The following is a 9,758-nucleotide window of genomic DNA, read 5'->3' as shown; positions in this document are numbered from 1 at the left end:
ATCCGCTCACTATACCATGGGCGGAATTTGGAGCCGCAACGATACCTCTACGGATATTGCAAATGTTTTTGCCTGTGGTGAATGTGCCCATAACGGTGTACACGGAGCAAACCGTTTGGGCGGTAACAGCCTGCTTGAAGCCGCTTATTTTGGTAAGGTCGCCGGTACAGAAGCGGCCAAAGCGGCTAAAAAAGGGGTGTTCCATCCTATCGATTATGCACAGGTTGCACAAGAACTACGCTACGTTGATAGTATCATCGAAGGCGAAAGTCGATTTAATATCAACACGATGCGTCGTAACCTCGGCAATAATCTTTATAAAAATGCAGGGGTTTTCCGCACCCATGATTCGCTTGCCAATGCATTGGAATACGTCCATTATCTGATGAAGATGTCATCAGGATTGTGTTGTGTTAATAAAGAACGGACCGATAACGTCGAGCTGATGTCGATTATCGAGTTTCGTAATGCTCTCACCGTGGCAGAAGCAATGCTCATGTCGGCATTAGCGCGTGAAGAGAGCCGTGGTGTCCATTATCGGGATGATTTTCCCCAACATGATGGTAAAAATTATGAGGTCAATACGATTATTCGCCGCCTCGCAGCAACTTTTTTACGCATAACATTCGAAGGGCATCTCTCATCGGATTGGTGGCATCGGATACGAAAGTTTTTTCATGCACAGTAGTGCGATGAATTTAATACATACAATACAAAGGATACACAATGGCAAAAGTTATGTTACGTTACGACTCTAAGGGAGCAATCTCTTTTTATGTTGCAAAAAAAGATATGGAAGAGACGATTCTCACGTCAGAGTTTGACAGTGAAGAAAAATGGGGCGGTGAGGTAAAACTCAGCAACGGCGAAACATGGTTTATCGAACCGGGCGTAAAAAAATTCCCTTCAGAAGTTGTCGCTGTACGTCGCGGCGACTGATATTTTCTCCACCCATTCACTCCTTGAATGGGTATTTTCTCCGATTTTTTCATAAAACTATCCTAAAAATTCTCATAAGACATTTTTTTTCGTTTAATTGGCGGAATTTTACAAGACATTTTTCTCTCCGTAGCTTATCATTAGCGCTGTTAAAGGATTTTATGTATGAATATTATTTGCCACCAAAGCCCTTTTATCGATTCTATCTATCACATTCCAACTTACCACTATAAAAAAGAGCAAGATTTTCAATTTATCGGTGCCCCTTCTGTCCATGAACATATTATTTTAAATAATGGATGTGCCGTTCTCGCATTTGAAATAGACGGCAAAAAATATGAATTTGACGGTGATTTAGTGTGCGGTAAATTTACCCATGCCCCAAAAATAAAAATAGTATTTAAAGACACGTGTCAAGAATTGACGATTATCCGTCTGAGTGCATGCGGTATGTTTAGACTCACCGATACTCCGATCGTTTCGATGGTCAACCATATCGCTCCGGGATCAATGATTAATATTAACGTTCCAGCAGAGGATCGGGCAGTAAAATACATTCAATCGGTCGAAGAAATGATGAATGGGGAATCCCAGCATCGTTCTTATACCATTACACGTGAGATTATCCGCTATGTCAATGCCAATTTTACGCAACTGCCGACCAATGCGACAAAAGAGGTTGCCAAACATTTCGGTATTTCTGAGAGTTCGCTGCGGCGTTATTTTAAAAAATATCTGGGGATCAATCTCTCTACCTACATCATCACGATTAAACGCAAAAAGATGATTCAAGCATTGTACGAAAACAATTACGACTCTATGAGTGTGAGGGAAAACGGTTACTACGATCAGTCCCATTTTTTGAATGACTTCAAACGTCTTTACGGTGTACCGCTCAAACAGTATTTTAATGATATTCAAATACTGAAAGATCAAGCCCCGGATTTAATGCATTTTTTATATCACTGCAATATAGAAAATACGATTTAAGGGGAATATGTGATAGTAGAAGCATTGGCTCTAACGCATTCGACCCCGATCGGTAAACTTTTTGATTATGAAAGCAAGGTACGGACGTTTGATGCTGATGTGATGATGCGTGAGGTATTTGAATACTTTACAGCATATACTACCGATGTTGTTATCATCACAGAGAGAGCACTGTCAGTTGGGATTATAACGCTCAAAGATATGGTGAGAGTCCTAAGTGATTGGGACAATTTAATGCTGCCGGTTAAAACCTTTATGACCGCACCGCTTAAGACGTTTCATTCGACGATGAGCATTGCCGAGGTTCTTGATGAGATGAAGCATGCACGGTTTGATAAAATCGTCGTTACCCACTTGGACGATTTGGTTGGCGTTATGGATCAACGTCATCTTCTTTCTCTGTGTTACAATCAATTGACCCCCTTTATCAAGCACGAATACAATATGCTCACTTCTCTCATGGGGATGGTAAACGAAGGGGAAAAAGGGTTGCTTAAAATGGCAACAACCGATACGCTGACCGGGATCGGAAATCGCCGATTACTCGAAGAGGTCTTTCAAGCCCATCAAAGCCTCAAAGAGCGCTATAGCATTACGCTGTTTTTATTGATGTTCGATATTGACGGATTTAAAGGTATTAACGATACCTACGGTCATAATATCGGTGATTTGGTCCTTAAAGAATTGACTTCACTGGTCAGCCGTTCGATTCGTAAATCCGATTTGTTTGTACGCTGGGGTGGCGAAGAATTCGCAATATTGCTCCGATACACGGATCCATTAACGGTGATGAAAATTGCAGAACAGATTCGTAAGCGGATTGATGAACACCCGTTTAAAACGATTACCCATCTCACGTGCAGTTTCGGATTGACATTGGTACAGCCGGGTGAAACGTTGGAGATGGTAATGGACCGAGCGGATAAAGCCCTCTATTGCGCTAAAGAAGAGGGGAAAAACAGTGTTCACCTAGAGATACGTTAGAGGTTGATCTCATACTGTTTGATTTTATATCCGATCTGACGGGCACTCATTCCCAATGCACGAGCCGCTTTGGTCTGAATACCGTGTGAATCGATCAGTGCTTGGATAATCGACTCTTTTTCCAACTCTTGAAGACTTTTACGGGTTACCGGTCCTGATGTCTGTGGCGCTGGTGTCGGCATGGCAGATGGATTCGATGTCGGCATCGATTGAGGTTGAGCAACTGATTCAGGCTGCATGTAAAGCTTTTGGTAATTAAACGGCAATACATGGCTCAGCATTTCCGGTTGGATTTCACCATCAGGACAGATGAGTACAATCCGCTCCATGGTATTTTGGAGTTCACGGATATTTCCCGGCCATGGATAATCGAGTAACAGCTCCATTGCCGGTTTAGAAATATGCATGTTTTTACGGTGCTCTTTCATAAATCGGTGGAGATAGTGCTCGATGAGGAGTTTCACATCCTCGTATCGCTCACGAAGCGGCGGAAGGTTGATCGGAATAACGTTGAGACGATAAAACAGGTCCTCACGAAATTCTCCTTTACGCACCATCTCTTCAAGATTACGGTTGGTCGCCGCGACGAGGCGGACATTGGTTTTGATCGTTTTATTTCCCCCGACTCGCTCAAACTCCTGCTCTTGTAAAATTCGGAGCAGTTTAACTTGGAGGGATGGGGTGATGTCTCCGATCTCATCGAGAAACAAGGTTCCGCCGTCAGCGAGTTCAAAACGCCCTTTGCGCATCTCTCTCGCATCGGTAAAGGCCCCTTTTTCATGACCGAAGAGTTCCGATTCGAGGAGTGTTTCACTGATAGCGGCGCAGTTTAGTTTGATAAACGGGCCATTTTGGCGGCGGCTGAGATTATGGACCGCCGTTGCAATCAACTCTTTCCCTGTCCCCGTTTCTCCACGAATCAAGATCGTAGCATCGGTCGGAGCAACGGTATTGATCATTCCGAATACTTGTTGCATACGGGTAGAACGTCCGACGATATTTTCGAATTTATAATCTTTTTGCATCTCCTCTTTGTAATACGTTTTGAGTTCGGTGAGAGACTCTTTCTCTTCGGTAATGGTTTGTTGTGCTTTGAGTGATCCTACGAAGAGTGAACCGACAATAGTAAGCATACGGACAATTTCGTCGAAGTTTAGAGGGCTGCTCTTTCCGATGTTGGCAGAAATAACTCCGATGACCTCTTCGTCTTGGAGGAGCGGAACCGCAACATAGGAGACCATTTGGGTGGAAATATTTCCCATTTTGTTGAGATAGTTGATGTTATTATGGATATTTTCGATGACGATCGGTTCACGGCTTTTTGCTGCCAAACCTGTTGCACCTTCCCCGAAACGATACGTTGCCACTTTTTTCTGATAGGGTTCCAAATCGATCGATGCTAAAAGCTCAAGTTCCTCGGTATCCTCTTTTTTACGGAAGAGGGCACAGCGTTCCAAATATCCGTGTTGTTTAAGACGACGCATCGCTTTTTCGATACTTGTTGTGATCTCAGTCGTGCTGGTGAGCATAACGGCGACTTCATAAAGGAGGTTAATCTCTTTATACGCAAAAGTCAGTGCACAGGTGCGGCACTCTTCACGATCTGGGATATTGGCTTCATAGGTCATCATGTCATCATCTTTTGTATAAGTTATTCACTAATTGTAATACAAAATAAAACAATGAACCTGTATTCACATGGATAAAAAATAGGCAGTTTGTAGAACTGATTTTGCACTACATTCTCAAAATGATCCAAAAAGGAGAGACGATGCAAATTACCGTTCATGGAACACCAACCCCTTTAGAGGGAAAAGAGATGAGTATTTGGCGTGAAGCTCCGGCTGCACGTGTTACAAACCTCGATGGAAGTCAAAACGTTATCGGAATGATTGCTCCGAGCGCACAATTGCTCATTGCGATCCCTTCACTGAAAACCGAAGTGTGTTCATTGGGTGCAAAGAAATTCAATGATCTTATCAAGCAGTTTAAAAAGCTCAAAACAGTAATGATTACGACAGACGATGCCGAATTTGTCAACGATTTTGTCACACGAGAGTGTATTGACAGTGCCGATATTGTAATCGATACCAATCGTGATTTTGCAAAAAAATTCGGAATTTTGATTACCGAGGGGAAACTTAAAGATCGTCTGGCGCGTGCCGTATTCGTTATCGACCAAGAGGGGATGATCAGCTATTTTGAGGTGGTTCCTGAGATTACGGATGAAGTCGATTATGATAAATGTATTGAAGCGGTTGATAAAGCAGCCAACTTCAAGAAAAAAGGACACGACCATGAAAACTGGATGGGTGTATAAAAAATTCTGCTAAGGAGTTTGTGATGGTAGAACAGTATATTACATGGTTAAATGAAAGAGGCTTTCACCCGGATGATCTCGAGTACCGTGGGTTTAACGGTAATACTCCGCTGATGCTGGCCGCATTGGAAGGCAATGCCATGATGGTATCGCGCCTTATCGAAGCCGGTTCGGATTTGTACGCGATTAACGATGACTTTAACGGAGTTCTCTTTAATGCCTGTTATGCGGCGTCACCTGAAGTGATACGTTTACTTGTAGAGGCAGGTGCCGATATCAATGATACCAATGAAGAGGGGACGACGGCACTGATGTACGCCGCATCCGCTTCACGCTTGGAATGCGTTAAAATGCTTTTATCGCTCGGTGCGAATGCCGGAATGCATAATGAAGACGGTTTCAGTGCCATCGAACTCACCAGTAACCGCGACGTGTTTAACCAACTGCGCAGTGCGTGAATCAACCCTCCTCACCCGTGAGTGGGTTGCTAATCAACAATCGTTTTTGGATTGGGAGTCGCAACCTTCATCGTTTAAACAGTACCCCCATTTTTGCTATCGTGTCCCTCTGAGGGATCACCCTTCGTTAGAATGGCTCGTACAAACACGATGCATTACCGATGAGCATATCATTGCCAAAAAGCCCTACCGCCGTCTCAATGTCCCCTCCGCCGGAAATCTTCACCCAATAGAGATCTATGTTCAGCTCCGCAATGTCGCAGGATTGCTCAGCGGTATTTATCATCTCGATGTTTTACATGAAGAGCTGGTTATGATCGCTGAGATTGCAGGGGAGGGGATAGAACCGTATGTCGGGTTGGATAAACGCTTTAGCGGGGTTATCGCGGTCCTATCTTTGGTGCCGTTTCGATCATCATGGAAATACGGCTTACGCGCTTGGCGCTATCTGTATCTCGATTTAGGGCATCAAATCCATGCACTTTGTGCTTCAGTACGACATTTTGGGCTTAGTTTAACAAAAATGTCAGTAAACGAACAACTCAAGAGTATACTGGGAATGGGTGAGGATGAGGTGATCGGGGCGGTTTATGGAATAGGCGAGATAAGTGAGCGTAGTGTAAAGCATTTAAGCAAACCGCTTATGTGTGTACAACCGACCGATTACAGTGAGAATTTAGAAGCACTTATCGAGACTGTGATGAGTACTCCCGTCTATAACGAAATCCCCGATACGCTTTTCTATGAAGATTTTCTTTCCATTAATGCATTACGCCGCAGCGCACGGGAATTTTTCCCGAATGCTATGAGTGATACGGTTATTCAAGCACTTATGTCGATACCTTCCCCCCCTTCTCTTGAGATTGTACCGTTTCTCTTTCAGGCACACGCTATGCATCCGGGTTTGTATCGTAACGGGAAATGTGCCGTGAGTGGAAATTTTAATTCTGAAATACTCCATCTGCTTTTAGATCAGCGTTTTATTTCAGGATCAAATATGGTAGTATTGATTTTTGCGGAAATTTTTTGTGCAGACTCTCACATCGAAGCGGGAATCTATGCGCAAGAACTCTATAGGACGTGTGAACATCACAATGCGATCTGCAGCGGGATCGGAGCTTTCTATGATGAAGAAGCATCCCGCTGGTCAGAAAAGCCACTGCTCTATGCAGTAGCAATAGGGGGGAAAGTATGATTATCGGAGTACCAAAAGAGATTAAAACGGACGAGTTCCGTGTCGGTATGACTCCATCTGGGGTTATGGAGTTGATTAAAGCCGGTCATAGTGTTATGGTTGAGCGGGGTGCGGGTTTGGGCAGCGGTTTTGAGGATGCGCAGTACCTAAATACCGGGGCTGTATTAATAGAGAGCGCCAATGATCTCTATGCGGCTGCCGATATGATTGTAAAGGTTAAAGAGCCGATAGAGGTCGAATACAACCGGTTAAAAGAAAATCAGATCCTTTTTACCTATCTTCATCTTGCCGCAGATAAAAAACTAACCGAAGTTTTGTGTGCAAAAAAAATCACTGCGCTGGCGTATGAGACACTTCGCGTAGGGCGACGATTACCGCTGTTAGAACCGATGAGCGAGATTGCCGGACGGATGGCAACGCTGTTTGGTGCCGTGCATTTGGGACGCTACAATGGCGGAAGCGGACGACTTCTCGGCGGTGCGGTTGGGGTGGAGCGCAACCGTGTTGTGGTACTGGGAGCAGGGGTAGCGGGTAAATCGGCGGCGGATGCGGCAGCAGGTCTGGGATCAGAAGTAGTGATGCTCGATATTAACACCGAACGACTCACCTATCTGCGCGATGTGATGGCACCCAATGTGACAATGCTATACTCTACCTACGATACGATATTGGAGTGTATTAAAACGGCTGATTTGATTATCGGAACGGTATTGCTTCCGGGGGCAAAGGCCCCTAAACTCATCACCAACGATATGCTGAGTTTGATGAAAAAAGGCTCTGTTTTAGTCGATGTCTCTATCGATCAGGGGGGCTGTTTTGAAACGTCTCATGCGACGACTCATTCACATCCGACGTTCGAGATTGAAGGTATCGTTCACTACTGTGTTGCCAATATGCCCGGAATGTATCCGCGTACTTCGACGGTTGCCCTGACCAATGCAACACTGCCGTACGCGATTAAAATCGCTTCAACCCCGTTGGAAGTACTGTTGCACGATGAAATCTATAGAGGGGCATTAAATACTTATGACGGAAACGTTACCAATGAAGCGGTAGCCATTGCCCACTCAATGCCGTACAAAGGGATACTATGAGTGAAATAGACAAAGCTCACGAGATATTGGGGATCTACCGTTTTTACAAAATGGACGGCAAACTTTACCACTACGACGAAGATGATCGTCTCGATGAGTTATTTGAAGCGGTTGTTTATGCGATCAATGATTGCGGTATGCTCAAACCGCTTCTGCCGCGCGAAGAGTTTGTTATCCCCTGTCGCGGGATACTGAACAAAGAGCGTGCATGGTTGCAACGATTCGAACATCAGGATACGAAGGCTTTTTTCCTGAGCGATATATACGATTTTTTGAAGTTGTTTACGGGACGGACGAAGTTGCGGGTGAATTAGGCTAATTTGATCGACTCTTTAGACATAAATAGCCCGATCAATGATAAATTTTTTAGCCGTTTTTCCCATCCCCGTGCGATCTGCTAGATCGACTTTAGCACCGAGGGCACTACTGAGCTCATTTTGGATTTGACGGATGCGCTCAAAGGCTTGAAAACCGTATTTTGAGGCAAATTGCGGTGTTGCTTCGACGAGAATATCGATGTCACTTTTCGCATCGGCATCATCACGTGAGTATGATCCGAAAAGGGCTTCTATCAAAAATCCTTCTTGCGCATACGTGCTTTTGACATTTCTAAGATAATCTAAGATTTGTTCTTTATTCATAATAACGATTATAGCAAATAATCTGTTTGAAACGATGCAAGTGATATTAATACCTTAAATTACAAAAGCCCCATCTCTATAGATCACTTCATCCCCAAGAGAAAACGTATGGGTATCGGCAAAAACATCGACGTGATAGAGTCCGTCACGGCGTTTAAAACCGGGTTTGCCGTAGGTGCCGTGTTTCGCCCCCAGTGAGATATGCACTCCGCACATGCGCTCATAGGTTCCGGTATCAGCGACGGTGCGCGTTTTGCTAAAGGCACGGTTGAGTCCAAAACCGAGTTCCCGTATCCAAACGACTCCCCCCTCATCTCGGCGTATATTAGATAATATTAGATCAAACGCAGGAGTCGAATTTTCACACGCCACGACTTGCCCCTCTTCGATGATGAGGGTGATAGGGGTTTCAGGGGTATTGATTTTATACGTTACATCCCCGAAACAATAAATTTTGACCCGTCCGTGAACGGCTCTGAGATCTTGCGCTTCGGTAAACACCTCCCCCAGAGGGAACTGACCGCCCCAGTTGGGTAATCCCGTGTAATCGCCGATGTTGACTTTGGCAGACTCGAACGGAGAACCATAGATCAGTAGTTCTCCGCCAGTGTCGAGTACCCCCATGGGTGCTTGATCTATTTTAGACTGGAGGGTACGACCTAGATGTCGGTAATACGTTTTGTCGTATTCCAGCGAATCGATGAAATAGGATGCTTCATCGTCCGACATACGGCTCAGATGGGGATGTTCTATTACTTTGAGTTTGAGTTTAAAGAGCTCGACACGCAAACGGAATGCATCGAGGCGGAAATTGGTCGATTGGATCAACACTACCAAATCTGAGGGATTCAGAGCTTCTAAAAGTGCCCGAACCTCTTGGGGCTCGTGTTCGTCGAAATCGATCATCCTTGCATGGGGGAGGGCGCGTTTGTACCCCTCCATCAAAATAGTAGCAATCAGACATCGTCTGTCATACACCACAATCGCATTTTCTTTATCGCTGTGATGAAATGCTTCATGTAAAAGACCACCTAAGTACTTTGTGGCTTTTGTAATCAACTCTTCTATATTGGTCGAAGTAAGCAAGCTTTGTCCTCAATTGTGTTTGGATTCTTATATTAATACGCGAATTATAGC

12 protein-coding genes are annotated in these 9,758 nt (G+C 44.5%); 9 read left to right on the top strand and 3 right to left on the bottom strand.

The window, feature by feature from the left end; genetic code table 11:
• The 4 genes from A3G19_RS08215 to A3G19_RS08200 form a co-directional block, all read left to right on the top strand.
• Positions 1-688 (top strand): FAD-binding protein (locus A3G19_RS08215; protein WP_294871933.1); only part of this gene is annotated, 688 nt, incomplete at its 5' end.
• 38 nt (positions 689-726) lie between these two features.
• On the top strand, positions 727-939 hold the full coding sequence (gene nifT, locus A3G19_RS08210; RefSeq protein WP_015653822.1) for a putative nitrogen fixation protein NifT: 213 nt from the start codon (positions 727-729) through the stop codon (positions 937-939).
• A gap of 165 nt (positions 940-1,104) precedes the next feature.
• Positions 1,105-1,929, top strand: a complete 825-nt coding sequence (locus A3G19_RS08205; RefSeq protein ID WP_294871930.1) for an AraC family transcriptional regulator — start codon at positions 1,105-1,107, stop codon at positions 1,927-1,929.
• Between the two features lie 9 nt (positions 1,930-1,938).
• Positions 1,939-2,913 (top strand): diguanylate cyclase, encoded by a 975-nt coding sequence (locus A3G19_RS08200; RefSeq protein WP_015653820.1) that lies wholly within the window; start codon positions 1,939-1,941, stop codon positions 2,911-2,913.
• On the opposite strand, the gene nifA is transcribed toward A3G19_RS08200, so the two are convergent.
• Complete coding sequence (gene nifA, locus A3G19_RS08195; protein ID WP_015653819.1) at positions 2,910-4,544, bottom strand: nif-specific transcriptional activator NifA; 1,635 nt, start codon at positions 4,542-4,544, stop codon at positions 2,910-2,912. The two genes, A3G19_RS08200 and nifA, sit on opposite strands and share 4 nt — an antisense overlap.
• Before the next feature lie 140 nt (positions 4,545-4,684).
• Here nifA and A3G19_RS08190 point away from each other — a divergent pair, with 140 nt between their 5' ends.
• The 5 genes from A3G19_RS08190 to A3G19_RS08170 are packed head-to-tail and all read left to right on the top strand — an operon-like array spanning position 4,685 to position 8,294.
• Positions 4,685-5,233, top strand: a complete 549-nt coding sequence (locus A3G19_RS08190; RefSeq protein WP_015653818.1) for a redoxin family protein — start codon at positions 4,685-4,687, stop codon at positions 5,231-5,233.
• Between the two features lie 23 nt (positions 5,234-5,256).
• Complete coding sequence (locus A3G19_RS08185; RefSeq protein ID WP_015653817.1) at positions 5,257-5,691, top strand: ankyrin repeat domain-containing protein; 435 nt, start codon at positions 5,257-5,259, stop codon at positions 5,689-5,691.
• On the top strand, positions 5,684-6,886 hold the full coding sequence (locus A3G19_RS08180) for a nitroreductase family protein (RefSeq protein WP_015653816.1): 1,203 nt from the start codon (positions 5,684-5,686) through the stop codon (positions 6,884-6,886). Before A3G19_RS08185 ends, A3G19_RS08180 begins: the two co-directional genes overlap by 8 nt.
• Complete coding sequence (gene ald / locus A3G19_RS08175) at positions 6,883-7,980, top strand: alanine dehydrogenase (protein ID WP_294871928.1); 1,098 nt, start codon at positions 6,883-6,885, stop codon at positions 7,978-7,980. The genes A3G19_RS08180 and ald overlap by 4 nt, the downstream gene beginning before the upstream one ends.
• Positions 7,977-8,294, top strand: coding sequence for a hypothetical protein (locus A3G19_RS08170; protein ID WP_015653814.1), 318 nt, complete (start codon positions 7,977-7,979; stop codon positions 8,292-8,294). The genes ald and A3G19_RS08170 overlap by 4 nt, the downstream gene beginning before the upstream one ends.
• 18 nt (positions 8,295-8,312) lie before the next feature.
• Here A3G19_RS08170 and A3G19_RS08165 read toward each other — a convergent pair whose 3' ends face one another.
• Both A3G19_RS08165 and A3G19_RS08160 read right to left on the bottom strand, forming a co-directional pair.
• A complete protein-coding gene (locus A3G19_RS08165; RefSeq protein WP_015653813.1) occupies positions 8,313-8,621 on the bottom strand; it encodes a nucleotidyltransferase domain-containing protein in 309 nt (102 codons plus the stop codon).
• 54 nt (positions 8,622-8,675) lie between these two features.
• Positions 8,676-9,707, bottom strand: a complete 1,032-nt coding sequence (locus tag A3G19_RS08160) for a hypothetical protein (protein WP_294871925.1) — start codon at positions 9,705-9,707, stop codon at positions 8,676-8,678.
• Between the last annotated feature and the right edge of the window lie 51 nt (positions 9,708-9,758).

Origin of the sequence: Sulfuricurvum sp. RIFCSPLOWO2_12_FULL_43_24 (assembly GCF_001829605.1) — a bacterium.
In the GTDB taxonomy this organism is placed as follows: domain Bacteria; phylum Campylobacterota; class Campylobacteria; order Campylobacterales; family Sulfurimonadaceae; genus Sulfuricurvum.
This window is presented reverse-complemented; position numbering and strand designations above follow the sequence as displayed.

Bases quoted from the DNA above. Each gene is read 5' to 3' on its own strand.
- nifT (WP_015653822.1), top strand. From the start codon at position 727: ATGGCAAAAGTTATGTTACGTTACGACTCTAAGGGAGCAATCTCTTTT.
- A3G19_RS08205 (WP_294871930.1), top strand. From the start codon at position 1,105: ATGAATATTATTTGCCACCAAAGCCCTTTTATCGATTCTATCTATCAC.
- nifA (WP_015653819.1), bottom strand. From the start codon at position 4,544: ATGATGACCTATGAAGCCAATATCCCAGATCGTGAAGAGTGCCGCACC.
- A3G19_RS08190 (WP_015653818.1), top strand. From the start codon at position 4,685: ATGCAAATTACCGTTCATGGAACACCAACCCCTTTAGAGGGAAAAGAG.
- A3G19_RS08185 (WP_015653817.1), top strand. From the start codon at position 5,257: ATGGTAGAACAGTATATTACATGGTTAAATGAAAGAGGCTTTCACCCG.
- ald (WP_294871928.1), top strand. From the start codon at position 6,883: ATGATTATCGGAGTACCAAAAGAGATTAAAACGGACGAGTTCCGTGTC.
- A3G19_RS08170 (WP_015653814.1), top strand. From the start codon at position 7,977: ATGAGTGAAATAGACAAAGCTCACGAGATATTGGGGATCTACCGTTTT.
- A3G19_RS08165 (WP_015653813.1), bottom strand. From the start codon at position 8,621: ATGAATAAAGAACAAATCTTAGATTATCTTAGAAATGTCAAAAGCACG.